This window comes from Microbacterium fluvii, assembly GCF_025515205.1.
GTDB classification, from domain to species: Bacteria; Actinomycetota; Actinomycetes; order Actinomycetales; family Microbacteriaceae; genus Microbacterium; species Microbacterium fluvii.
In genome coordinates, this window is record NZ_JAOPFX010000003.1 from 337,053 (window position 1) to 361,131 (window position 24,079).

25 protein-coding genes are annotated in these 24,079 nt (G+C 70.6%); 16 read left to right on the forward strand and 9 right to left on the reverse strand.

The features are described 5' to 3' along the window. Nucleotides 1-87: 87 nt before the first annotated feature. The 4 genes from OAW74_RS12825 to OAW74_RS12840 all read right to left on the reverse strand — a co-directional run bounded on the left by OAW74_RS12825 (nucleotide 88) and on the right by OAW74_RS12840 (nucleotide 2,431). A complete protein-coding gene (locus tag OAW74_RS12825; RefSeq protein ID WP_262874770.1) occupies nucleotides 88-984 on the reverse strand; it encodes a TIGR01777 family oxidoreductase in 897 nt (298 codons plus the stop codon). Then, nucleotides 977-1,402 carry an OsmC family peroxiredoxin gene (locus OAW74_RS12830; RefSeq protein ID WP_262874771.1) on the reverse strand — a complete coding sequence of 142 codons (426 nt, stop codon included), beginning with the start codon at nucleotides 1,400-1,402 and terminating at the stop codon, nucleotides 977-979. Before OAW74_RS12830 ends, OAW74_RS12825 begins: the two co-directional genes overlap by 8 nt. A gap of 71 nt (nucleotides 1,403-1,473) precedes the next feature. Beyond that, entirely contained in the window at nucleotides 1,474-2,001 is a 528-nt protein-coding gene (locus OAW74_RS12835; RefSeq protein ID WP_262874772.1) for a DUF4395 domain-containing protein, read from the reverse strand. After that, nucleotides 1,994-2,431: a TlpA family protein disulfide reductase gene (locus tag OAW74_RS12840; protein ID WP_262874773.1), complete on the reverse strand. Its 438-nt coding sequence runs from the start codon at nucleotides 2,429-2,431 to the stop codon at nucleotides 1,994-1,996. Before OAW74_RS12840 ends, OAW74_RS12835 begins: the two co-directional genes overlap by 8 nt. Before the next feature lie 94 nt (nucleotides 2,432-2,525). On the opposite strand from OAW74_RS12840, the gene thyX reads away from it, so the two are divergent. From thyX to OAW74_RS12900, 12 genes are all read left to right on the forward strand, one after another. Further along, on the forward strand, nucleotides 2,526-3,269 hold the full coding sequence (gene thyX / locus OAW74_RS12845) for an FAD-dependent thymidylate synthase (protein WP_262874774.1): 744 nt from the start codon (nucleotides 2,526-2,528) through the stop codon (nucleotides 3,267-3,269). Between the two features lie 2 nt (nucleotides 3,270-3,271). Further along, nucleotides 3,272-4,030, forward strand: coding sequence for an SDR family NAD(P)-dependent oxidoreductase (locus OAW74_RS12850; RefSeq protein WP_262874775.1), 759 nt, complete (start codon nucleotides 3,272-3,274; stop codon nucleotides 4,028-4,030). 45 nt (nucleotides 4,031-4,075) lie between these two features. Then, the gene (dapA, locus tag OAW74_RS12855; protein ID WP_262874776.1) at nucleotides 4,076-5,053 is read left to right on the forward strand and encodes a 4-hydroxy-tetrahydrodipicolinate synthase; all 978 of its coding nucleotides are present in this window, start codon (nucleotides 4,076-4,078) and stop codon (nucleotides 5,051-5,053) included. A gap of 12 nt (nucleotides 5,054-5,065) precedes the next feature. Then, nucleotides 5,066-6,742, forward strand: a complete 1,677-nt coding sequence (locus OAW74_RS12860; RefSeq protein ID WP_262874777.1) for a ribonuclease J — start codon at nucleotides 5,066-5,068, stop codon at nucleotides 6,740-6,742. A gap of 23 nt (nucleotides 6,743-6,765) precedes the next feature. Further along, nucleotides 6,766-7,260 carry a GNAT family N-acetyltransferase gene (locus tag OAW74_RS12865; protein ID WP_262874778.1) on the forward strand — a complete coding sequence of 165 codons (495 nt, stop codon included), beginning with the start codon at nucleotides 6,766-6,768 and terminating at the stop codon, nucleotides 7,258-7,260. Between the two features lie 51 nt (nucleotides 7,261-7,311). Further along, nucleotides 7,312-9,972: an FtsK/SpoIIIE family DNA translocase gene (locus OAW74_RS12870; RefSeq protein ID WP_262874779.1), complete on the forward strand. Its 2,661-nt coding sequence runs from the start codon at nucleotides 7,312-7,314 to the stop codon at nucleotides 9,970-9,972. 16 nt (nucleotides 9,973-9,988) lie between these two features. Continuing rightward, nucleotides 9,989-10,561: a CDP-diacylglycerol--glycerol-3-phosphate 3-phosphatidyltransferase gene (gene pgsA / locus OAW74_RS12875; protein WP_262874780.1), complete on the forward strand. Its 573-nt coding sequence runs from the start codon at nucleotides 9,989-9,991 to the stop codon at nucleotides 10,559-10,561. Further along, the gene (locus OAW74_RS12880) at nucleotides 10,558-11,019 is read left to right on the forward strand and encodes a CinA family protein (RefSeq protein WP_262874781.1); all 462 of its coding nucleotides are present in this window, start codon (nucleotides 10,558-10,560) and stop codon (nucleotides 11,017-11,019) included. Before pgsA ends, OAW74_RS12880 begins: the two co-directional genes overlap by 4 nt. Before the next feature lie 147 nt (nucleotides 11,020-11,166). Then, nucleotides 11,167-11,475 (forward strand): helix-turn-helix domain-containing protein, encoded by a 309-nt coding sequence (locus OAW74_RS12885; RefSeq protein ID WP_172990241.1) that lies wholly within the window; start codon nucleotides 11,167-11,169, stop codon nucleotides 11,473-11,475. Nucleotides 11,476-11,487: 12 nt separating this feature from the next. Beyond that, nucleotides 11,488-11,709 carry a DUF3046 domain-containing protein gene (locus tag OAW74_RS12890; protein WP_262874782.1) on the forward strand — a complete coding sequence of 74 codons (222 nt, stop codon included), beginning with the start codon at nucleotides 11,488-11,490 and terminating at the stop codon, nucleotides 11,707-11,709. Between the two features lie 233 nt (nucleotides 11,710-11,942). Then, on the forward strand, nucleotides 11,943-12,992 hold the full coding sequence (gene recA, locus OAW74_RS12895; RefSeq protein ID WP_262874783.1) for a recombinase RecA: 1,050 nt from the start codon (nucleotides 11,943-11,945) through the stop codon (nucleotides 12,990-12,992). Between the two features lie 161 nt (nucleotides 12,993-13,153). Beyond that, the gene (locus OAW74_RS12900; protein WP_262874784.1) at nucleotides 13,154-13,666 is read left to right on the forward strand and encodes a regulatory protein RecX; all 513 of its coding nucleotides are present in this window, start codon (nucleotides 13,154-13,156) and stop codon (nucleotides 13,664-13,666) included. A 98-nt stretch (nucleotides 13,667-13,764) separates the two neighbouring features. On the opposite strand, the gene OAW74_RS12905 is transcribed toward OAW74_RS12900, so the two are convergent. The 5 genes from OAW74_RS12905 to OAW74_RS12925 are packed head-to-tail and all read right to left on the reverse strand — an operon-like array spanning nucleotide 13,765 to nucleotide 20,007. After that, entirely contained in the window at nucleotides 13,765-15,852 is a 2,088-nt protein-coding gene (locus OAW74_RS12905) for an HlyD family efflux transporter periplasmic adaptor subunit (protein WP_262874785.1), read from the reverse strand. Further along, nucleotides 15,845-16,735 carry a hypothetical protein gene (locus OAW74_RS12910; protein ID WP_262874786.1) on the reverse strand — a complete coding sequence of 297 codons (891 nt, stop codon included), beginning with the start codon at nucleotides 16,733-16,735 and terminating at the stop codon, nucleotides 15,845-15,847. Before OAW74_RS12910 ends, OAW74_RS12905 begins: the two co-directional genes overlap by 8 nt. 22 nt (nucleotides 16,736-16,757) lie before the next feature. Continuing rightward, entirely contained in the window at nucleotides 16,758-17,990 is a 1,233-nt protein-coding gene (locus OAW74_RS12915; RefSeq protein ID WP_262874787.1) for an ABC transporter permease, read from the reverse strand. Further along, nucleotides 17,987-18,733 carry an ABC transporter ATP-binding protein gene (locus OAW74_RS12920; RefSeq protein WP_316250226.1) on the reverse strand — a complete coding sequence of 249 codons (747 nt, stop codon included), beginning with the start codon at nucleotides 18,731-18,733 and terminating at the stop codon, nucleotides 17,987-17,989. Before OAW74_RS12920 ends, OAW74_RS12915 begins: the two co-directional genes overlap by 4 nt. Then, entirely contained in the window at nucleotides 18,730-20,007 is a 1,278-nt protein-coding gene (locus OAW74_RS12925) for an efflux RND transporter periplasmic adaptor subunit (protein ID WP_262874788.1), read from the reverse strand. The genes OAW74_RS12920 and OAW74_RS12925 overlap by 4 nt, the downstream gene beginning before the upstream one ends. 176 nt (nucleotides 20,008-20,183) lie before the next feature. On the opposite strand from OAW74_RS12925, the gene miaB reads away from it, so the two are divergent. The 4 genes from miaB to dapF all read left to right on the forward strand — a co-directional run bounded on the left by miaB (nucleotide 20,184) and on the right by dapF (nucleotide 24,049). Beyond that, complete coding sequence (miaB, locus tag OAW74_RS12930; protein WP_262874789.1) at nucleotides 20,184-21,728, forward strand: tRNA (N6-isopentenyl adenosine(37)-C2)-methylthiotransferase MiaB; 1,545 nt, start codon at nucleotides 20,184-20,186, stop codon at nucleotides 21,726-21,728. Between the two features lie 74 nt (nucleotides 21,729-21,802). Then, the gene (gene miaA / locus OAW74_RS12935) at nucleotides 21,803-22,735 is read left to right on the forward strand and encodes a tRNA (adenosine(37)-N6)-dimethylallyltransferase MiaA (RefSeq protein ID WP_262874790.1); all 933 of its coding nucleotides are present in this window, start codon (nucleotides 21,803-21,805) and stop codon (nucleotides 22,733-22,735) included. A gap of 4 nt (nucleotides 22,736-22,739) precedes the next feature. Next, nucleotides 22,740-23,162 carry a GNAT family acetyltransferase gene (locus OAW74_RS12940; protein WP_262874791.1) on the forward strand — a complete coding sequence of 141 codons (423 nt, stop codon included), beginning with the start codon at nucleotides 22,740-22,742 and terminating at the stop codon, nucleotides 23,160-23,162. A gap of 29 nt (nucleotides 23,163-23,191) precedes the next feature. Further along, nucleotides 23,192-24,049: a diaminopimelate epimerase gene (gene dapF / locus OAW74_RS12945; protein WP_262874792.1), complete on the forward strand. Its 858-nt coding sequence runs from the start codon at nucleotides 23,192-23,194 to the stop codon at nucleotides 24,047-24,049. Nucleotides 24,050-24,079 lie beyond the last annotated feature (30 nt).

Consider the following 24,079-nt stretch of genomic DNA (forward strand, 5'->3'; position numbering starts at 1 on the left):
TCGGTCGTCGTAAACGGTGACCTGTCGGCCGAAGCGGTCGCCATCTGTGACGACTGAGCGTCGGGTCGCTCGGTTCGGTCGAGACGATCAGCCCGCGACGGCAGCCTCCACGGCGGCCTCCACGGTCGGGTGGGTGAAGGCGAAGCCCGTGCTCTCCAGCACCGAGGGCACGACGTCGGCATCGACCGTGAGCAGGGCCTCGGTCGCGTCGCGGCCGAGCGCGAGGCGCAGCGCCCACTCCGGCGCGCGCAGCAGGTAGGGGCGGTTCAGGGCGCGGGCGAGGGCGAAGCCGAGGTCGTTCGCGGTCGCCTTCGTGGGACCGGTGAGATTGGCCGGCCCGGTCAGCCGGTGGTGCAGCACGTGCCTGATCGCGGCGATCTCGTCGTCGAGCGAGATCCACGCCCAGGTCTGGGTGCCCCGGCCGATGGGGCCGGAGAGCCCTGCCCTGGTCAGCAGCATGAGGGGCTTGAGCACGCCGTCGCGGTGCACGATCGGCGCCGTGCGCAGCAGCGCCACCCGCTCGCCTGCGCCGCGCGCCGCCGCCTCCCACTCGCCGCACACGTCGGCGAGGAACCCGTCGCCGCGGCGCGCCGTCTCGTCGAGGCGCGCGCCGGGCGCCGAGCCGTAATACCCGACGGCGGATGCCGACACGAACAGCGGCGCGTCGGCTCCGAGTTCGCGCAGCGCACCCGCGATCGTGACGGTCGGCGTGATGCGCGACCACAGCAGCGTGCGCCGGTAGCTCGCGGTCCACGGAAACCGCCCGATGCTCGCGCCGTTGAGGCCGACGACGGCGTCGGCGCCCGCCAGTGCAGCAGGGTCGAGCGCGGTCGCGCCCGGCGCCCACTCGACTTCGTCGGATGACTCCGGCGGTCTGCGCACGAGCCGGGTCACGGCGACGCCGTCGGCCCGCAGGCTCGCGGCCAAGGCGCTGCCGATGAGACCGGACGCACCGGCGATGACGACCCGCGAGGGGTCAGGCAAGCGTCGCCTCGAGGGTGATCTCGATGCCCGCGAGCGCGGCCGAGACGGGGCACCCGGCCTTCGCCTCGGCGGCCAGCCGGTCGAAGTCGGCCTGGGCGAGCCCCGGCACCGTCGCGTTGACGTTGAGGTGGCTGCCGGTGATGCCCGTGCCGGGGATGAACGTCACGGATGCCGTCGTCTCGATCGACTGCGCGGGGGTGCCGTTCTGGGCGAGCGCGTTGGAGAACGCCATGCTGAAGCACGACGAGTGCGCCGCGGCGATGAGCTCTTCCGGGGTGGTCACCGACGACGAGCCTTCGCTGCGCGCCTTCCAGTTCACCGGGAAGGGTCCCTGGTTCGAGCTCTCGAGCGCGACCTGGCCCGACCCTTCGAAGAGGCTGCCCTGCCAGGTGGTCGTCGCTTCGCTGGTCACGCTCATGCTGTGCTCCCTGTCGTGGGTGAGACGGATGCGGCCAGCCTAACCGCGGCCCGCGCACAGCGGAACGGGGCTCAGACGGCGGGGCGCTCCCGGCCGACGATGCCCGCCCGCTGCAGCAGCAGATAGAGCTGGCAGCCCAGGCACAGGCCGAACACGGCGTTGAGGAAGGCCGCGATGAACGCGGCGGCCGCGGCGATCGGCAGGGCCCACGGCACGCCGACGAGGTGCAGCAGCAGCCCGACGACGGTGACGAACAGGCCCACGCCCTGCGCGAAGCGCGGCGGGCGGGGGTCTTCGAGATCGGTCGGGGGAGCGAGGCGGGGCTGCACGAGCGCGCGGAAGAGGGCGCCCCACGGCGCCGTGCGCGGAGAGAGCACGCCCCACAGGAACAGCGCTGCGATGATCGCCAGCAGCACGAAGGCCGGGTCGGCGACGCGCTCGGCGAGGCTCGCGGTCGCGAGGTCCCCCGAGGTCGACAGCCCGGTCAGCCCCAGGAAGGCGTCGACGAGCAGCAGCAGCGCCGTGATCCCGGCCGTGAAGCGCGGACCGCGCGGGTCGATGCCCCGGCGGGTGGCGGCGGCATCCGTTCGGTCAGACATTGGCGGCCTCACTGGTCAGGCGGGTCAGCTCGAGTTCGATGACGTCGCGGTTCGGGGCGCCGGCGATGCGCGACTGCACGGCGCCCTGCTTGTCGAGGATGAGCGTGGTCGGCGTCTGCAGCACGTGGAAGTGCTTGGCGATGTCGGGGCGGTGGGTCAGATCGATGTCGAGGTGACGCACGCCCTCGTGCCCCTCGGCGATCTGCGACAGCGTGCGATGCACGCCGGGGCAGCGGGCGCACAGCTCGGTGCTGAACTGCAGCAGCGTCGCCGCCTCGCCGAGGCGATCGGCGCCGAGGCGGGCGGGCTCGACCACCTCGTGCTCGATGTGGTGGCTCGGGCGGCCCTGCCGCCACTGCACGTAGACGCCCAGCGCCACGGTCGCCACCAGCAGGGCGGCGATCGCGACGAGAGCGCTCACGAGGGTCACAACTGTTCAGAGTAACCCCATGCGCCTGGATGGAGGGTGAAACCCCCGAGTGTGACAGCCGGTGCGTAACAATCGCGCCGGTAGTGTTGCACCCGTGAGCGAAGCCAGCGAAGCCCCCTCGATCGAATTCCGAAGCGACGTCACCGTGGAGCTCGTGCGCGCGAGTGCCGCCGACTCCGACGTGCTGTTCGCCGCGCGCGTGTCGACACAGGGCGAGCAGACGCTGGAGGCGGCCGCATCCGGCGCAGAGGCCGGCGCCCGCGACCGCGGCCTCATCAACTACCTCATGCGCGACCGCCACGGCTCGCCGTTCGAGCACAACTCGATGACCTTCTATGTGCAGGCGCCGATCTTCGTGTTCCGCGAGTTCATGCGCCACCGCATCGCCTCGTACAACGAGGAGTCCGGCCGCTACCGCGAGCTGCGCCCCGTCTTCTACGTTCCCGCGCGCGAGCGCAACCTCAACCAGGTCGGCAAGCCTGGGGCCTACGAGTTCCTCCCCGGCACCGACGAGCAGTTCGCGCTCGTCGACGAGACCACCCGTGAGGCGTCGACGCACGCGTTCGGGGCGTATCAGCGGATGCTGGAGGCCGGCGTCGCCCGCGAGGTGGCGCGCATCGTGCTGCCGCTGAACATCTACTCGTCGATGTACGTGACGCTCAACGCGCGATCGCTCATGAACTTCCTCTCGCTGCGCACCAAGGTCGAGGGCACGCACTTCCCCTCGTTCCCGCAGCGCGAGATCGAGATGTGCGCCGAGAAGATGGAGGCGTTCTGGACCGAGCTCATGCCGCTCACCCACGCCGCCTTCAACGCCAACGGCCGGGTCGCCCCCTAGGCATGGCGACCGCGCTCATCACGGGCGCGAGCTCGGGCCTGGGCGCCGAGTTCGCCAGGCAGCTGGCGGCGCGCGGCGCCGATCTCATGCTCGTCGCGCGCGACCGCGAGGCGCTGCAGCGGGTCGCGGTCGAGGCGAGGGCATCCGGCGTCGAGGCAGAGGTGCTCGTGGCCGACCTGCTGGTGCCCGAGCAGCGCGACGCCGTGATCGCGCGAGTGACCGACCCGCGGCATCCGATCGAGCTGCTCATCAACAACGCCGGCTTCGGGCTGCCGCTCGCGTTCGAGCGCAACGACATCGAAGACGAGGTGCGCCACCTGCGTCTGCACGTCGAAGAGCCGATGCGGCTCATGCACGCGGCGCTGCAGCCGATGCTCGACCGAGGACACGGCCGCATCGTCAACGTCGCCTCGGTCGCGGCCTTCATGCCCCGCTCGACCTACGGCGCCGTCAAGGGCTGGACCGTCGCCTTCAGCCGATGGGCGAACACCCGCTACGCACCGCGCGGCGTGACCGTGACCGCCGTGTGCCCGGGGTTCACGCACACGAACTTCCACGAGCGCATGGGTCTCGCGCCGGGGCGCGAGGGCATCGCCTCGTGGATGTGGCTCGACGCTGCCGACGTCGTGGCCGAGTCGCTGCGCGATGCCGCCCGCGGCAGGTCGGTGTCGGTGCCCTCCGTCAGGTACAAGGTCATGACGCGGCTGGTCGGCCTGCTCCCCGACCGGGTGTCTGCCTCGCTCGGTCAGAAGGGGCGCTGAGGGCCGGGTCCCGTCGGGGCCGCGCCGACCCGATAGCCTGGAGGGATGACGCACACGGGCAATCCCTTCGGACAGGTGCTCGTCGCGCTCGTCACCCCGATGACGGCCGACGGCGAGGTCGATTGGCCCGCCGTCGAGAAGCACATCGACGACGTCATCACCGCGGGGGCCGACGGCATCGTCGTCACCGGCACCACGGGCGAGACCTCGACCCTCACCGACCCCGAGAAGATCCGTCTCGTCGAGGTCGGCAAAGACGTCGCGGCGGGCCGGGCCAAGATCATCACCGGCGGCGGCTCCAACGAGACCGCCCACGCGATCGAGCTCTACCGGCACAGCGAGAAGGCCGGCGCCGACGGCATCATGATCGTGACGCCGTACTACAATAAGCCGACGCAGGCCGGCATCCTCACGCACTTCCGCCTCGTCGCCGACGCGACCGATCTGCCGGTCATCCTCTACGACATCCCCGGCCGCACCGGCGTGCCGATCCAGTACGAGACGATCCTGCGCCTGGCCAAGCACCCCAACATCCTCGCGATCAAAGACGCCAAGGGCGACTTCAGCGAGGTGAGCCGCGTGCTCAACCAGACCGACCTCCTGTACTTCTCCGGCGACGACGCCAACGTGCTGCCGCACCTGTCGATCGGGGCCTCAGGCCTCATCGGCGTGACGGCCAACATCGCTGCGGCCCCCTACCGCCAGATCGTGGATGCGGTCAACACGGGCGATCTGAAGACCGCCACGGCCGCCCACCGTCAGCTCGAGCCGCTCGTGCGCGCCGTCATGACGCACGTGCCGGGCACGGTCGCGGCCAAATACATCCTCCACGGCCTCGGTCGCATCTCGAGCCCCCGCGTGCGGCTGCCCCTCGTGGGCCCAGAAGAGTGGGAGGCCGCCAAGATCGAAGACGAGATCGCCCTGGTCACCGACGTGCCGGGCGCCGACTTCTCCAACTTCCGTCCCGACCGCAACGCCGCCGCCGGCGGCGCGCTTCCGAAGGTGTCGGGCACCACCAGATAGCAAGGGCACTCCATGCCGAACACCGTGTACGACCCGCCCGCCCTCGAAACCGGAACCCTTCGGGTGACCCCGCTCGGAGGCCTCGGCGAGGTCGGTCGCAACATGACCGTCTTCGAATACGACGGGAAGCTGCTCATCGTCGACTGCGGCGTGCTCTTCCCCGAAGAGCATCAGCCGGGCGTCGACCTGATCCTTCCCGACCTCGAGCCCATCCGCGGGCGCCTCGACGACATCGTCGGGGTCGTGCTCACGCACGGCCACGAAGACCACATCGGCGCCGTGCCGTACCTGCTGCGACTCAAGCAGGACATCCCGATCATCGGCTCCGGCCTGACGCTCGCCCTCACCGAGGCGAAGCTCAAAGAGCACCGCATCAAGGCCTACACGCTCACCGTCAAGGAGGGCGAGCGCGAGAAGCTCGGCCCCTTCGACCTCGAGTTCGTCGCGGTGAACCACTCGATCCCCGACGCCCTGGCGGTCGCCATCCGCACGCCCGCGGGCATGGTTCTGGCCACCGGCGACTTCAAGATGGACCAGCTCCCGCTGGACGACCGGCTCACCGACCTGCGCGCCTTCGCGCGGCTGGGGGAGGAGGGGGTCGACCTCTTCCTCGTCGACTCCACCAACGCCGACGTGCCGGGGTTCACGCCGCTCGAGCGCGCCATCGGGCCGGTGCTCGACCAGGTGATCGGCAAGGCGCCTCGGCGCGTCATCGTCGCGAGCTTCTCGAGCCACGTGCACCGCGTGCAGCAGGTCATCGACGCGGCCCACGCCCACGGCCGTCGCGTCGCCTTCCTCGGCCGCTCGATGGTGCGCAACATGACGATCGCCGAAGACCTCGGCTACCTCAAGGTGCCCGACGGCGTGCTCATCGACTACAAGAAGGCCAAGGACCTCCCCGACGACCGCATCGTCTACATGTCGACCGGCTCGCAGGGCGAGCCGATGGCGGTGCTCAGCCGCATGGCCAACCTCGACCACGCGATCGAACCGGGGCCGGGCGACACCGTGATCCTGGCCTCGAGCCTGATCCCCGGCAACGAGAACGCCGTCTACCGCGTGATCGACGGGCTCACCAAGCTCGGCGCGAACGTCGTGCACAAGGGCAACGCCAAGGTGCACGTGTCGGGCCACGCCGCCGCCGGCGAGCTGCTGTACTGCTACAACATCCTCCAACCTCGCAACGTGCTGCCCGTGCACGGCGAGTACCGCCACCTCATGGCCAACGCCCGTCTCGCGCAGGACACCGGCATCCCCGCCGAGAACACGATCATCGGCGAGAACGGCACCGTCGTCGATCTGAAGGACGGCGTCGCGAAGGTCGTCGGCCAGCTCGACCTCGGCTTCGTCTACGTCGACGGCTCGACGGTCGGCGAGATCACCGATGCCGACCTGAAGGATCGCCGCATCCTCGGCGAAGAGGGCTTCATCTCGGTCATCGTCGTCGTGGATGCCGCGACCGGGCGCATCATCTCGGGCCCCGAGATCCACGCGAGAGGCTTCGCCGAAGACGACAAGGTGTTCGATTCGGTCAAGCCCAAGATCGCCGCCGCGCTCGAAGAGGCGGCGACCTCGGGCGTGCGCGACACCCATGCGCTGTCGCAGGTCGTTCGGCGCACGATCGGCCGCTGGGTCAACCAGACCCTGCGCCGCCGCCCCATGATCGTGCCCCTTGTCATCGAGGCGTAACACAGGAGCCCTACACTTCCGCCATGCCAGCGACGTTCACGGTGCGGCCCGCCACGGCCGCAGACGGCGCGTTCCTGGCCGACATGGTGGTCGAGGCGGCCAACTGGCGGCAGGGCGGCGCCCGACCGCGCCACGACGTCATGACCGATGACGAGCACCGGCGCTACCTCGCCGGCTGGATGCGCCCGGGCGACGCCGGGTTCGTCGCGCTCGACGGCAACGGGGAGCCGATCGGCGCCGCCTGGTACCGCATGCTGCCCCGCAGCGACCCCGGATACGGCTACGTCGGCACGGGCGTGCCGGAGCTCATCATCGGGGTGCGCCCGATCTGGCGCGCACACGGCGTGGGGCGGATGCTGCTGCAGCGCCTCTGCGAGCATGCCCGAGCCGAGGGGTTCGCCCGCATCAGCCTGAGCGTCGAGCGCGGCAACTTCGCCGCGACCCTCTACCGCAGCGAGGGATTCGCCGTCACCCAGAGCGGGATCGGCCGCGACACCATGGTCAAGCGGCTGCGCTGAGCACCGCGTCGCTCCGGCGAAAAGTCGCACCCCCGCCGTAGCGTGGAACGCATGGCCAGGAGCTCGAGCTCGACCGCGAGTGGACGCGCGCCCGCGAAGGGGTCGTCTTCGCGCGCCCGCAAACCCGAGCCGACGCCCAAGCGCTACGTCGGCGAAGAGCCGAAGCCGCCGGTCGCCGTGCGCGCATGGCTGGGCCTGGCCCATGCCACGGGTGGGATCTTCCGCGCCTTCGGACCCGAGACTCTCGAGAAAGACCAGCGTCGAGACGGCTTCCCGCTCCTGCTGGTGCTGCTGGCGATCGCCGGCGCGGTCGTCGAGTGGTTCTTCATCGGCACCGAGGTCGCCGAGACCATCAGCGCCTACAGCGTGGGTGGGCTCGTCGGCCGCGAGGCCTTCGTCATGCCGGTGCTGCTGATCGTGCTGGCCGGGTGGCTGTTCCGCCATCCCGCCTCGGTGCATGACAACGGACGCATCGGCATCGGCTTCGGCCTGTTCGTGATCACCGTCGCCGGCTTCTGCCACGTCGCCGGCGATCGCCCGCAGCCTCGGGAGGGCCTTCCCGCGCTGAGCGCGGCGGGCGGGGTGCTCGGGTGGATGCTGGGCGAGCCGCTCGCGATGCTGCTGACCGCCGTGGGCGCCTACGTCGCGCTGTCGCTGCTGGCCGTGCTCAGCATCCTGATCCTCACCAAGACCCCGCCGAACCGCATCGGCCGGCGCCTGGGCGACCTGTACGCCTGGATGTTCGGCGCCGAGCGCCCCGAGCCCCGGGAGAAGCCGGCGTTCGCGCCAGACGCAGATGCCGACGAGGCGGAGGCGAGCGTGCCGTGGTGGCGGCGCAACAAGACCGGCCGAGAAGAGGATCCCGACGACGGCCTCGACTCCGATGCGCTCACGGCACTGCTCAATCCGGGTGCGAGCGAGGGCGGCTTCGATCAGGCGATCGCCGCGCCGCCCGTTCCGCCGCTGCCTGCTGCGCCCGACGCGCTCACCGAGGTCATCGCGCCGCTGGGCACAGCGCCCCGCGGCGACACCGGACTGCGCGACGACAGCACCGATCCGATCGACGACGGTGTGCTGCCGGGGCTCTCCGGGCTCGGGACCGAGGGCTCCAAGACGACCCTCGACGCGCCCTACAACCTGCCCGCGGCGACCACTCTCGTCGCCGGCGCGCCGCACAAGGCCCGCTCCGAGGCCAACGACCGCACGGTCGCGGCGATCACGGCGGTGCTGGACCAGTTCTCGGTCGATGCCAGGGTGACCGGGTTCTCGCGCGGCCCGACGGTGACGCAGTACGAGATCGAACTCGGCCCCGGAGTCAAGGTCGAGCGCATCACGGCCCTGACCAACAACATCGCCTACGCGGTGGCCTCCAACGAGGTGCGCATCCTCGCCCCGATCCCCGGCAAGAGCGCGATCGGCGTCGAGATCCCCAACACCGATCGCGAGATCGTCACCCTGGGCGACGTGCTGCGTTCGCAGACGGCGACCTCGTCGACCCACCCCATGACGATCGGCGTCGGCAAAGACGTCGGCGGCGGCTACGTCGTGGCGAACCTCGCCAAGATGCCGCACCTCCTCGTGGCAGGGTCCACCGGATCGGGCAAGTCGAGCTTCGTGAACTCGATGATCACGAGCCTGCTCATGCGGGCCAAGCCCTCTGACGTGCGCATGGTGCTGATCGACCCCAAGCGGGTCGAGCTCACCAGCTATGCCGGGGTGCCGCACCTGATCACCCCCATCATCACGAATCCCAAGAAGGCGGCCGAGGCGCTGCAGTGGGTCGTGAAAGAGATGGACATGCGCTACGACGACCTCGCGTCGTTCGGGTTCCGCCACATCGACGACTTCAACCGCGCCGTCGTCGCGGGCGAGATCCAGCTGCCGCCCGGCAGCGAGCGCGTGCTCAAGCCCTACCCCTACCTGCTCGTCGTCGTCGACGAGCTGGCAGACCTCATGATGGTGGCCCCCCGCGACGTCGAGGACTCGATCGTGCGCATCACCCAGCTCGCCCGTGCCAGCGGCATCCATCTGGTCCTGGCCACCCAGCGCCCGTCGGTCGACGTCGTCACGGGCCTCATCAAGGCGAACGTGCCCTCGCGGCTCGCCTTCGCCGTGACGAGCGTCACCGACTCCCGCGTCATCCTCGACCAGCCCGGCGCCGACCGCCTCATCGGGCAGGGCGACGGACTGTTCCTGCCGATGGGCGCCTCCAAGGCCGTGCGCGTGCAGGGCGCGTGGGTCAGCGAGTCCGAGATCGAGAAGGTCGTCAAGCACGTGACGCGCCAAGCGCGGCCAGAGTACCGGGCCGACGTGCAGGCGGTCGCCGAGCGCAAAGAGATCGACGCCGACATCGGCGACGACCTCGAGCTGCTGCTGGCGGCCGCAGAGCAGATCATCTCGACGCAGTTCGGCTCGACCTCGATGCTCCAGCGCAAGCTCCGCGTCGGCTTCGCCAAGGCCGGTCGCCTCATGGATCTGCTCGAGTCGCGCGAGATCGTCGGGCCCTCCGAGGGCTCGAAGGCCCGCGACGTGCTCGTCACACCCGACCAGCTGCCGGCGGTGCTCGCGCGGCTGCGCGGCGAAGACGTGCCTGCGGCGCCCGCCGGCGACGGCTATGGGGCGGATGCCGTGGCCGCCCAGTACGACGGCTACGAGGTCGTCGACGGTGACGAGGGCTCCGAAGACGCCTGGGGCCTCACCGGCCGCGACTGACCGGTAGTCTCTCCCCGTGGCGATCCCCAGGCAGCTTCCCAACGCGATCACGATCGTGCGCATCCTGTGCGCACCGGTCTTCGTGTGGATGCTGCTGGCCGACGCCGGCGCCGACGGGGCGCTCCGCTGGTGGGCCGCCGTGCTGTTCATCGTCGCGATCGCCACCGACGGCATCGACGGCTATCTCGCCCGAAGGTACGAGATCGTCACCGACCTCGGCAAGCTCCTCGACCCGATCGCCGACAAGGCGCTCACCGGCTGCGCGTTCGTGTGCCTGTCGATCCTGCGCGAGCTGCCGTGGTGGATCACGATCGTCGTGCTGATCCGCGAGATCGGCATCACGGTCTACCGCTTCATGGTCGTCAGCGACCATGTGCTGGCCGCGGCGTGGATGGGCAAGGTCAAGACGGTCGCGCAGGCGGTCGCACTCTCGCTCGCTCTGCTGCCGCTGTGGACCCTCGTGGGGGAGTGGATCTTCTGGGTCAACGGCGTCGCGATGACGGTGGCCGTCGTGCTCACGATCACCAGCGGCATCGACTACATCGTCACCGAGGTGCGCGCCGCGCGCGCGAAGCGTCAGGCGGCATGAGCTCGGCCGCGCTGCTGCTCGAGCGGCTCGCGGCTCGCGGCTGGACCGTCGCGACGGCCGAATCGCTGACCGGGGGACTGGTCGCCGCCGCGATCGTCGCGGTGCCGGGCGCCTCGGCCTCGATGCGCGGCGGGATCGTCGCGTATGCGACCGGCCTCAAGCATTCGCTGCTGGGAGTGGATGCCGATCTTCTCGCCGCCGAAGGCGCCGTGCACCCCGAGGTCGCGCGTCAGATGGCGGAAGGCGCACGGGTGGCCACGGGGGCCGATGTCGGACTGGCCACGACCGGAGTCGCCGGCCCCGACCCGCAGGACGGCCGGCCCGTCGGCTCCGTCTACGTCGCGGTGAGCACTCCCGAGGGCTCGACCGTCACGGCGCTGCAGCTGCCTGGCGACCGCGACCGCATCCGTGCGGCCGCCGTCGACGAGGTGATCGCGCGGGCTCTGGAACTGGTGTGACGGCTCGGGAATAGCCCGTGTTTCACGTCCGTTACATTCGGCGATTCCCACCCATCGCACAGGGCAGGGGATTAGATTGACCTCATTCGGTGTTGTACTGTGGTGCACCCGGATGGGGCGGTGATCAGCAGTGAGGAGGGGATCCAGATGATCTTGGTACGTCAAGAGATCGGCGAAGTCCTTCGTGACTTCCGTCAGCAGAAGGGTCGCACCCTCCGCCAGGTCGCCAGCCGCGCGAGCGTCGCGCTCGGCTACCTGAGCGAGGTCGAGCGGGGTCAGAAAGAAGCCTCCAGCGAGATCCTCGCCTCCGTTGCCGAAGCGCTCGATGTTCCCATCTCGACGATCATGCGCGAGGTCGGCGATCGAATCTCGGTGCTCGAGGGTCTGCAGACCTTCCCCGATGTCGTCCCCGACGAGCTCGTGGCATCGGTCGATGCCGAGCTGTCGCTGCGCTGATCCTCGATCTCCGTGCGCCGCAGTGAGTTCGAACGCGCCGTGCGCGGCGAGTTCGGTTCGCGCAGCGCCGCTCTCCTGACCGATCTCGTGCTGCCCGCGGTGGGCGGGCGCACCGCAGCCGAGGCGCTGGAAGAGGGCGTGCCGCCCCGCGAGATCTGGCTCGCTCTCTGCGCGGAGACCGATGTGCCGCCCGAGCGCCGCTACGGCGTGGGGCGCCTGGACGCGCGGCGCTGATTCCTCACGGCGTGTCACATCGAAGAAGTGTTCGACAGACACGTAGTCTCCTCAACAGCGGGTGTCGAGGGTCGATCTCTCCACGGATCGGATCGGGCGCCGACGGATGTCGGAACCCCTTCCTAACGTGAAGACCGTCACACGACACCTCCGCCTTGTCGCAGCATCCGTTCCAACCGGCACGGAGCGCGACAGCCTACAGGCGACGGAACACGAGCACGAAGGAGCACGCCATGCCCTCACCCGCAGACCGCGAGAAGGCCCTCGAGTCGGCACTCGCACAGATCGACCGGCAGTTCGGAAAGGGCTCGGTGATGCGACTGGGCAGCGACGAGCGCGCCCCCGTCGAGGTCATCCCCACCGGCTCCATCGCCCTCGACGTCGCCCTCGGCATCGGCGGACTCCCTCGAGGCCGCATCATCGAGATCTACGGCCCGGAGTCGTCGGGTAAGACGACGCTCACCCTGCACGCCATCGCCAACGCCCAGCGCAACGGCGGCATCGCGGCGTTCATCGACGCCGAGCACGCGCTCGACCCCGAGTACGCCAAGAAGCTGGGCGTCGACATCGATTCGCTGCTGGTCTCTCAGCCCGACACGGGTGAGCAGGCGCTCGAGATCGCCGACATGCTCATCCGCTCGGGCTCGATCGACCTCATCGTCATCGACTCGGTCGCCGCGCTCGTTCCCAAGGCCGAGATCGAGGGCGAGATGGGCGATTCGCACGTGGGTCTGCAGGCGCGCCTCATGTCGCAGGCGCTGCGCAAGCTCACCGGTGGGCTCAACCAGACCAACACGACGATGATCTTCATCAACCAGCTGCGCGAGAAGATCGGCGTGTTCTTCGGCTCGCCCGAGACCACCGCCGGCGGCAAGGCGCTCAAGTTCTACGCCTCGGTGCGCCTCGACATCCGCCGCATCGAGACGCTGAAAGACGGCACCGATGCCGTGGGCAACCGCACGCGCGTCAAGGTCGTCAAGAACAAGATGGCGCCGCCGTTCAAGCAGGCGGAGTTCGACATCCTCTACGGCGTCGGCATCTCCCGCGAGGGCAGCCTCATCGACTTCGGCGTCGAGCACGCCATCGTCAAGAAGTCCGGCGCCTGGTACACCTACGACGGCGAGCAGCTCGGTCAGGGCAAAGAGAACGCGCGCAACTTCCTGTTCAAGAACGAAGACATCGCCGCCGACATCGAGACCAAGATCCTGCAGAAGCTCGGCATCGGGCAGCCCAAGGCCGAAGCCGGTGCTGCAGACGAGCTGGCAGCGCGTCGACCGGCCTGATGCGCGATTCGGATGCTGAGGGGCTCGCTCCGGTGATTCCGATCTTCGGAGCGAGCGCCCCCGCCCCTGCGTGGAACGACAGGTGGGGCGACGAGGGGGGTGTCACCGCAGCGGCGGACGCAGCCCGCGAGAGCGGGGACCACGGGCGCGATCGACGCGGTGTGCCACGACATGCCCCCGCCGATGCCGAGACGTCTCGCGAGGCGGCCGAGCGCAGTCTGCTGCGCAAGCTCCGCACGCGGTCGCTGTCTGAACGCGAGGCACGCGCCGTGCTCTCCGAGCACGATCTCGCCCCAGGGATCGCCGATGAGCTCGTCGAGGTCTTCCTCGATCGCGGCTACCTCGACGATGCAGCGCTGGCAGAACAGCTCGTGCACGCCGGTGTCGACCGCAAGGGGCAGGGGCGTCAGGTGATCGCGCAGACGATGTCGAAGCGCGGCATCCCGCGCGACGTCGCCGACGCGGCACTGGCCGAGCTCCCCGACGACGATTTCGATCGGGCGCTCGAGTTCGCCCGGTCGAAGGTCGCCGCGATGCGTTCGCTCGAGCCGGACGTGGCCCTGCGCAGGCTCAGCGGTCAGCTCGCCCGCCGCGGCTACCCCGGCTCCGTGGCACTGTCGGCGGCGCGGCGCGCACTCGACGACCGTCCCCGCAGCGGCGTGCAGTTCCGCTGAGTGCGGAATGTCGCTCGGCGGAGAGCCGAGAGAACGTCAGAAGGCCCCCACGGCGTCACACGTCATGGGGGCCTTCTGGCGGGGCGGGTTGCCTCAGGTCATCCGCCGCTGGGGAAGCTTCCACCGCCCGGGAAGCTGCCGCCGCTGGGGAAACTGCCCCCGCTCTGGAAGCTGCCGCCCGAGAACCCGTCGGTGCTGCCACCCAGGTCGGTGAGGCTGCCCGATGAGGTGTCATCGTCGGTGGTGATCGCCTGCTCGAGGTCGGCCAGCACGACGACGTCGCCCTCGGACAGCCCCGACGTGATCTCGGTGCGCTCGGTGCCCACCGCACCGACCTCGACGGTCACGGCGCGCACCTCTCCGTCGGAGAGCACGTTCACCGTGGCGCCGGTGGCCGTGATCGACACGGCCGACGTCGGAACGGTGAGCACATCGTCGGCTGTCGACAGCGAGACCGTGGCCTGCGCGGTCGCGCCGATGCGCGGCTGATCGTCTCCGGCATCCACCGCGATCGACACCGTGTACGACGGGGTCGAGGTCTCCGAGACGTTCAGCACGCCGATCGAGCTCACCGTCGCGTCGTAGGTCGCGGCGAAGGCGGGCAGGAGCACGTCGGCCGACTGGCCGACTTCGACCTTCGCGATCTTCGACAGCGACACGGTCGCTTCGACGGTGTATCCGCCCTCGCCCTCGATCGTGATGATCGACGTGGTCGAACCCGCCGAGACGGTGTCGCCCTCCGCGATCGCGACCGCGACGACGGTGCCGTCGATCGGGCTGGTCAGGGTGGCGAACTCGCGGTCCTGCTCGGCGAGGGCGAGGTCGGCCTCTGCGACGTCGATCGCGGCGCGATCGGCGAGGATCTGCTCGGCCGTGACGGTGCCGCTCGTGGCCGAGCTCGACCCGCCGAGCGAAGCGGTCGACCCGCTCGCGCCCGCCGCGGTGCCCGAGTCGCCCGAGGAGGTCCCGGCCGCGGACGAGTCGCTCGCCGTCGAGCCCGACGAGGATGCATCGGTGTCGGAGTCCGCCGAGCCGCCGGTGGAGCCGGTGGAGCCGCTTGACCCGGTCGAACCCGTGGGACCAGACGTCGTCGCCGCGGTTTCCGCCTCGGCAATCGCCTGGTGGAGCGCCGTGACGGCCTCGTCGAGGGTTGAGGCCGCGGTGGTCAGCGCCTCCTGCGCGTCGGCCGTCGCCTCCTGCGCGTCGAGGGTGCCGGAGATCGCACTCTGACACTCGGTGAGAAGCGCCTGCGCGTCGGCGAGCTGCTCGGCGGCCGTGGTGTCGGTGTCGGCGTCGGCGTCGGCTTCCGCTTCCGCGTCGGCGTCGGCGTCGGCGTCCGCTTCCGCTTCCGCTTCCGCGTCCGCGTCCGCATCGTCCTCGACGATCGTTCCGTCATCGGCGATCTGCGCCTCGAGGAACGGAGCGCAGGTCTGCTGCGTCGAGGTCACGGCGGCACGCGAGGCGTCCTGGGCCGCGACGGTCAGGTCGTACTGGGCCAGCAGCGCGCTCTGCGCGTCGGTGACGGCGGTCGTCGCGGCGATGACAGCGGGGTCGGTCGAGATCGAAGATCCCGACGATCCGGCTCCGCTCGACCCGGTGCCGCTCGAGCCGCTGCCCGACGAGCCCGAGCCCGACGAGCCCGACGACGCGGCGCCCGACCCGGTCGTCGGCGACGAGGATCCGGTGCTCGACGACGATGAGCTCGACGACGACGAACTCGATGAGGTCGAGCTCGATGAGCTCGACGAGTCGCTCTGGGCCTCGAGGTCGTCTTCGAGCTGCTGCTCGGCCTGCGCGAGGGCGTCCTCGGCGTTGGTGACCGCAGCATCCAGATCGTCCGTGTCGAGCGAGGCCAGTTCGTCGCCTGCGCCGACCGTGTCGCCGAGGGCGACGAGCACCTCGCCGACCGTGCCGGAGACCTGGAAGGCGGCGTCGACGCTGCTGCTGGACGCGAGCTGCCCCGTGAGACTCAGGGTCTCGGCGACCTGGCCGAGCTCGGCCACCGCAGTGCGGTACCGGCTGTCGTCGGTGCGGCCGACCGCGAACACCGCGCCGCTGCCGGCGCCGATGATGACGACGGCCACCGCACCGCCGGCGACGATCCTGCCGCGGCGCGTGGCGAGCCCTGCGCGGGCCTTCTCCCACGCGCGACCGGCGGCGCCCTTCACACCCGGCGTGTCACTCATCCGTGCCGCCCTGATCGGGGCGCCCGCCGCCGAACCCGCCGAAGCCGGTGCTGCAGTCGCCGTTCTCATCGGGGTCCGAGAGCGTCAGCGACGTCGCGTCATAGCCGCCGGAGTCGTCGGCCGTGCCCATCGCGGTGACGCACAGGCCCACCTCGACGGCCGACGCGTCGGCCTCCTCGGTCGTGGTGACCACCGTGTCGGCGTCGACCGCGACCTCGGTGGTGGTGGTCTCGTCGTCCTGCCCGACCGCCTCGACGGTCACGGTCGAGTCGGAGACAGCGGTGACGGCGCCGACGGTGAGCTGGCCGAAGCCGCCCCCTGAGGGCATGCCGCCGCCGTCGGTGCCACCGCTGGGCATGCCGGACGGAGCGCCGGAGGGCATGCCGGCGCCGTCGGGTGCGCCACTCGGCGCGCCGCTGGGCATGCCTCCCTCGGGCAGGTCGCCGCCGGGCATCTGCCCGCCGCCGAAGCCGCTCGTGCAGGTGCCGTCGTCGGAGGCGGCGGTGACGGTGATCGTGGTCGCCGTCTGCGTGTCTTCGTCGACGACCGCCATGACGCAGTCGCCCACCGCTATCGCCGAGACGTCGGTCGAGACGGTCTTCGAGACGGTCGTGTCGTCGGTGTAGCGCACCGCCGTCTGCGCGTCGCTGGCCTGCACCTGGAGGGTGCCGTCCTGAGCGTAGGCGATGAGGCCCGACACGCCGGCGCGATCCTGATCGAAGCCGCCCTGCTGCTGCGGCTGATCGGTCGCCGCAGGCGTGGCGGTCTGCTCGGATGCTGCGCTCGTGGCGCACCCGGCGAGCACAAGCAGTGCGGCGGCACCGCCGGCGAACGCGGCGAGCGTCTTCAGCGGACGACGGGAAGGGGAAGGGGGAGTTTTCATGGGATCTCTCTTGTTCGCGTTCTCACTCGCTGCGGAGTGCGTCGATGGGGGTCAGGCGCGCGGCGCGGGTGGCGGGGTACACACCGAAGGTGATGCCGATCGCGACGGCGACGCCGAGGGCCAGGAAGATGATCGGCACCGAGACGATGACCGAGCTGCCGATGAGTGCCGGCAGCACCCAGGTGGCGACGATGCCGACGATGACGCCGAGGATGCCGCCGCCGAGGCCCAGGATCGCCGCCTCGATCAGGAACTGGCGCCTGATCGCCCCGGGGGGCGCCCCGAGCGCCTTGCGGAGGCCGATCTCGCGGGTGCGCTCGGTGACCGAGACCAGCATGATGTTCATCACGCCGATTCCGCCGACGAGCAGCGACAGCGCCGCGATGCCGGTGAGCAGCACGGTGAGGGTCTGATAGATCGCCGTCGCCGTGTCGACGAGGGCGTCCTGGCTCGAGACGGTGAAGTCGGCGCTGTCGGCGTCGGTGATGCCGTGCAGGTTCGTCAGGATCGCCGTGACCTCCTGATAGGCCGCCGACAGCACGTCGTCCGAGACCGCCTTGACGTACACGGTCGAGACGCTGGCAGCATCCGTCCCGCCCATCACGGTGTTGGCCGCGGTGGTGATCGGGATGACGGCGATGTCGTCGAGGTTCGTCGAGGAGCTCGAGCCCGCGGTGTCGAGCACGCCGATGATCTCGAAGTCGGTCGCATCGATCGTGACCGTCTGGCCGACGACCGAGGTGGTGCCGAACAGCTCTTCGGCCGTCTCCGAGCCGAGCACCACGACCCGTTCGTTGGTGTCGTATTGCTCCTGGCTGAAGAAGTCGCCGTACTCCAGGGTGCGCGAGCGCACCTCGGTCCACGAGGTGGTCGTGGCGGTGACCGACGTCGTCCAGTTGGTGTCGTTGGCCTCCAGTGACAGCGACGAGGTCTTCTCGGGGGCGACGGCCTGCACGTCGGGCGCGGCCACGTCGGACTCGAGCGCCTCTGCGTCGGACAGGGTGAGCGTGGAGGCCGAGCCGAACCCGCCGCGGATGCCGCTGGAGTCGGTGCTCGAACCGGGCGAGACGATCAGCAGGTTGCTGCCGAGCGAGCTGATCTGCTCGCTGACGTCCTTCTGGGTGCCCAGGCCCAGCCCGACCGTCACCACGACGGCGGCGATGCCCACGAGGATGCCGAGCACCGTCAGCAGCGACCGCAGCGCGTGTGAGCGGATCGCGTGCCACGAGGTGGAGAGGGTCTCCGACCAGTTCATGCCGCCACCTCCCGCACCTGCTCGTCGGAGGTGATGCGGCCGTCGCGCACGAACACGATGCGCCGCGCGCGCTGGGCGACCTCGAGCTCGTGCGTGATGAGCACGATGGTGCGGCCCGCCTCGTGCAGCTCGTCGAACAGCCCCAGCACGTCGGCCGTCGAGGCCGAGTCGAGGTTTCCGGTGGGCTCGTCGGCGAGGATCATGGTCGGCTCTCCGGCCAGCGCCCGCGCCACCGCGACGCGCTGCTGCTGGCCGCCGGAGAGCTCGCCCGGGCGGTTGTCGAGGCGGTCTCCGAGGCCCACGCGCGTGAGCGCGGCTTCTGCGCGCTCGCGGCGCTCCGCCTTGGCGACCTGCCCGTAGACCATCGGCAGCTCCACGTTGCGCCACGCCGACAGGGTCGGCAGCAGGTGGAACTGCTGGAAGACGAACCCGATCTGCCGGTTGCGCACGCGCGCCAGGTCGGCCTCGCTCAGCTGCTCGACGTCTTCGCCGCCGAGGCGGTAGGACCCCGTGGTGAGCACGTCGAGGCAGCCGAGGATGTTCATGAGCGTCGACTTGCCCGAGCCCGACGGGCCCATGATCGCGACGTACTCGCCCTCGGTGACCTGCAGATCGATGCCTCGGAGGGCCTCGAACTCGATCTCGCCGGTGCGGTAGGTCTTGCGTGCGTCGACGAGCTCGATGACCGGCTCGCGGATGCCGTCGGCTGCGGTCTCGGCGAACGACGTCGTGACCGCGCTCACTGGTTGCCGCCCATGCCGCCGCCCATCTGGCCGCCGCCGGGGAACTGTCCGTCGCTGGGCATCTCGCCGCCGCCGGGGAACGTGCCGTCGCTCGGGAACTCTCCGTCGCTCGGGAAGCCGCCGGTCGTGCCGCTGTTGCCCTCGCCAGGCGTGAAGCTGGCGACCAGCACGGTGGTGCCCTCGTCGATGCCCGAGACGATCTCGGTGTAGCTGCCGCTCGAGTCGCCGACCTCGACGGGGGTCTCGGTCTGCGTGCCGTCGTCGGCGACGACGGTCACGGTGCTCGTTCCGTCGGCGGTCGTGACGGCGGCAGACGGCACGGCGAGCACGTCGGTGCGGCGCTCGTAGATGATCGACACGTCGACCGAGACGCCGTCGAAGAGCCCCTCGCCGTCGCCGGTGACGGCGATCGAGACGGGGTAGGCCGCCGAGCCCGAGGTGGTCGACGGCAGGAGCCCGACCTCTTCGACGAGCCCGAAGTACTCGGTGCCGTCGTCGGTGGTGAGCTCGACCTGGTCGCCGGCGGCGACGTTCGAGACGTCGGTCTCGCCGACGGTGACATCCAGGCTCCACGAGTCGGTGCTCACGAGGGTGAAGGCCGCGCTCGACGAGGTGGTCGTGGTGGAGGTGCTCGACGAGCCGGAGCCGCCCATCGTGGCACCCGAGCCGCCCGAGGTCGAGCTCGACCCCGAGCTCGACGAACCGGAGATCTTGTCGCCCACCGCGACGCCCACGCTCGTGATGAGCCCGTCTGCGGGGGCGACCAGGGTCGCGTCGTCCATCGCGTCTTCGGCGTCGTCGACCGACTCCTGCGCCACCTCGACGGCAGCGGCAGCCGCATCCTCTCGCGCCTGCGCGGAGTCGGTGCCGTCGTTGTCGTCTTCGGCGGTGGCGAGCGTCGCCTCGGCTTCGGCGAGCGTCGCCTTGGCTTCCAGCAGCGACGCCTTCAGCTCGAGCGTGTCGACCTTCGCGAGCGTCTGGCCCTTCTCGACGGTCTCGCCGGCTTCGACGGCGACTTTGGTCACGGTGCCCGACACGGCGAAGCTGACGTCCTCCTGCACGGTGGGGGTGACCGTGCCGGTGGTGGTGACCGACTTCTCCATGGTCTGCAGGTCGGCCGTCGCGGTCTGGGTGATCGTCTCGGCCGCCGCCTGCTGCGAGGGCAGCAGGAAGCCGAAGGCCCAGATCGACAGACCGACCACGGCGACCAGCACCGTCGAGAGGGTGAACCAGGTCCAGCGGGGGATCTTGCGGATGAACGAGCGTGGACTCATCGAGTCGGGTCTCCTCAGAACGTGCAGAAGGATGCAGGGAAGTCGGGCGCCACCGACGCTACGAACCGCATTCATGCGCACGGTTTTCTGCAGTGATGAGTTCGCTATGAAAGGCGGGATCGCGCGCCACGGCGCTCACGGCGCACAGGGAGATGCGGATCGTAGAATGGGACATCATGACCAGCGCCGCCCCCACCCTGATCGCGCCCTCGCCGGCCGCCCGCGATGCCTCCGGCCGCGCGCGCACCTACGAGGTGCGCACCTTCGGCTGCCAGATGAACGTGCACGACTCCGAGCGGCTGTCGGGCTCGCTCGAGAGCGCCGGGTATGTTCCGGCGCCCGCGGGCGAAGACGCCGACGTCATCGTCATCAACACGTGCGCCGTGCGCGACAACGCCGCGGGCAAGCTCTACGGCACCCTCGGGCACCTCAAGAGCCGCAAGGACAAGCAGGAGGGCATGCAGATCGCCGTCGGCGGCTGCCTCGCCCAGATGGACAAGGACGTCGTGCAGCAGAAGGCCCCCTGGGTCGACGTCGTCTTCGGCACCCACAACATGGGGTCTCTGCCGAGCCTGCTCGAACGAGCGCGCCACAACGACGAGGCCGAGCTCGAGATCCTCGAGTCGCTGGAGATCTTCCCGTCGACCCTCCCCACCAAGCGCGACAGCGTGCACTCGGGCTGGGTGTCGATCTCGGTGGGCTGCAACAACACCTGCACCTTCTGCATCGTGCCGAGCCTGAGGGGCAAGGAGAAGGATCGGCGTCCGGGCGACATCCTCAGCGAGATCCGGATGCTGGTCGACGACGGCGCGATCGAGGTCACCCTCCTGGGCCAGAACGTCAACTCCTACGGCGTCGAGTTCGGCGACCGGCAGGCCTTCGGCAAGCTGCTGCGCGCCGCCGGCGAGATCGAGGGGCTCGAGCGCATCCGCTTCACCTCGCCCCACCCCGCGGCCTTCACCGATGACGTGATCGACGCGATGGCGGAGACCGGCGCCGTCATGCCGCAGCTGCACATGCCGCTGCAGTCGGGCAGCGACCGCATCCTCAAGGCGATGCGCCGCTCGTACCGCAGCGACCGGTTCCTCGGCATCCTCGATCGCGTGCGCGCCAAGATGCCGCACGCCGCCATCACCACCGACATCATCGTCGGCTTCCCCGGCGAGACCGAGGAGGACTTCGAAGACACGATGCGGGTCGTCGAGCAGGCGCGGTTCGCCAGCGCCTTCACCTTCCAGTACTCGATCCGCGAGGGCACGCCGGCGGCCACGATGGAGGGCCAGGTGCCCAAGGAGGTCGTGCAGGAGCGCTACGAGCGCCTCGTCGCGCTGCAGGAGCGCATCTGCCTCGAAGAGAACCAGAAGCAGCTCGGTCGCGAGGTGCAGGTGCTCGTGTCGGCCGGCGAGGGCAAGAAGGACGCCGAGACGCACCGGCTCACGGGGCGCGCAGAAGACAACCGCCTCGTGCACTTCGAGGTGCCGGCGGGCTCCGCCGTGCCGCGGCCGGGCGACGTCGTCTCGGTCGTGATCACGCACGCCGCGCCCTTCCACCTGCTCGCCGACGCCCCGGACGGCGCGCCGCTGCGCATCCGTCGGACACGGGCCGGCGACGCGTGGGACCGCTCGCAGGCCGAGAGCTGCGGCATCCCCGCCCCTGCTGATGACGCGGGCGCACCCCGCGCCGTGTCGCTCGGGCTGCCGACGCTGCGTATCGGCGTGTGAGCATCGATCGGGCGTTGAGCGAGCCTGACGAGAGCACCCGGGCGTTGAGCGAGCCTGACGAGAGCACCCGGGCGTTGAGCGAGCGAAGCGAGACGAAACGCGCCGAGCCGACCCTCTGGGCGGTCGTCGGCGCCACCGGCACCGGCAAGACGGCGCTCTCGCTCGACCTCGCCGAAGCGCTCGCCGCCCGCGGCACTCCCGCCGAGATCGTCAACGCCGACGCGATGCAGCTGTACCGGGGCATGGACATCGGCACGGCGAAGCTGCCGGTCGCCGATCGCCGCGGCATCCCGCATCACCTCTTCGGCGTGCTCGAGGTGACCGACGAGGCGGCCGTCGCCTGGTATCAGGATGCGGCGCGCACGACGATCGGCGAGATCCACGCGCGCGGCGCCGACGCGATCCTCGTCGGCGGCTCTGGGCTCTACGTCTCGGGGGTCATCTACGACTTCCGCTTCCCTCCGCGCGACACCGCGCTGCGCGAGAGGCTCGAGGCCGAGCTCGACGCGCAGGGCGCCGGTGCGCTGTTCGCCCGGCTGCGAGCGCTCGACCCCGCCACGGCCGAGCGCGTCGATCCGCGCAACGGCCGCCGTATCGTGCGGGCGCTCGAAGTCCTCGCCCAGGGCGAGCAGACCCACGGGGCCGCCCTGCCGGCGGCGCCGACGCTCTGGCACGAGCCCACCCGCGTCATCGGCGTGCAGGTGCCCCGCGACGAGCTCGTCGTGCGCCTCGACGCGCGGGTCGAGGGCATGTGGCGCGAGGGCCTCGTCGACGAGGTCGCGGGTCTGCGCGAGCGGGGGCTCGAGCAGGGCGTCACGGCGCGCAAGGCCATCGGCTATGCGCAGGCGCTCGCCCAGCTGGAGGGGCGGATGACCGAGGCCGAGGCGATCGCCGAGACCCAGGCGCTGACGCGGCGCTACGCGCGCCGCCAGGTGTCGTGGTTCCGCCGCTACGCCGGGGTGACGTGGGTCGACCAGGGCGCGGATGCCGCGGCCCTGGCAGACTGACCGGATGACGCTCGAGATCCGCACGTTCGCACCGGCCGACACCGAGTCCGTCGTCTCGCTGTGGCAGTCGGCCGGCCTCACCCGGCCGTGGAACAACCCGTATCAGGACATCAACCGCAAGCTCGCGGTGCAGCCCGAGCTCTTCCTCGTGGCCGTCGACGGCGGCGAGGTGGTCGGCTCGGTGATGGCCGGCTACGACGGGCACCGCGGCTGGCTCTACTACCTCGCCAGCGATCCCGGCCGGCGCGGCCAGGGCATCGCACGGCGCCTCGTGGCGGAGGCGGAGCATCTGCTGCACGAGATGGGATGCCCCAAGGTGCAGCTGATGGTGCGCCCGGGCAACGAACAGGCGCACGGCTTCTATGCCGCACTCGGGTACGAGCCCTTCGAGGTCTGGGCGACCGGCAAGCGGCTCATCGCCGACTGACCGCAGCGCCGCCGCCCTATGCTGGAGGGATGCCGCAGACCATCCCCTTCGCGAAGGGCCACGGGACCGGCAACGACTTCGTGATCGTCCCCGACGCCGACGGCGCGCTCGCCCTCACCGACGACCAGGTCGCCGCCCTGTGCGACCGCCGGTTCGGCATCGGCGGCGACGGCATCCTGCGGGTGGTGCGCGCGGCCGCGATCGACGAGGGGGCGGATGCTGCGGCATCCGGCGCCGAGTGGTTCATGGACTACCGCAACGCCGACGGGTCGGCTGCGGAGATGTGCGGCAACGGCATCCGCGTGTTCGCGCACTACCTGGAGTCGGCCGGCCTCGCCTCGCTGGACGCGCCGCTGCCGATCGGCACGCGGGCGGGCGTCAAGACGCTCACTCGCAGCGACCTCGGCTACGAGGTCGACCTGGGGGAGTGGATCGTCGACGATGCCGACGTGCTCGTGCGGGCGGAGGGCATCGAGGTGGCCCGTCCGGGCCAGGGCATCGACGTCGGCAATCCGCACGTCGTGGTCGCCCTCTCGAGCGAGGCCGAGCTCGCCGGGCTCGACCTGTCGACGCGGCCCCAGCTCCATCCCGAGCCCGCGCACGGCGCCAACGTCGAGTTCGTTGTGCCGCGAGACCCGCTCGTGCAGGGCGGCGTCGGCGGCATCCGCATGCGCGTCTTCGAGCGCGGCGTCGGCGAGACGCTCAGCTGCGGCACGGGCGTCGCGGCGGCGGCGCTCGCCGTTCGGCACTGGGCGGGAGCGGCGGCACCCGACGCGTGGACGGTCGAGGTGCCAGGGGGCACCCTGGGCGTGCGCATGGTCGACGGCCGCGTGCTGCTCTCAGGCCCCGCGGCCCTCGTCTTCTCCGGCGAGGTCACCCTCGCCTGATCCCCGCGAGTTGGCGGCTATCGCCGCTCC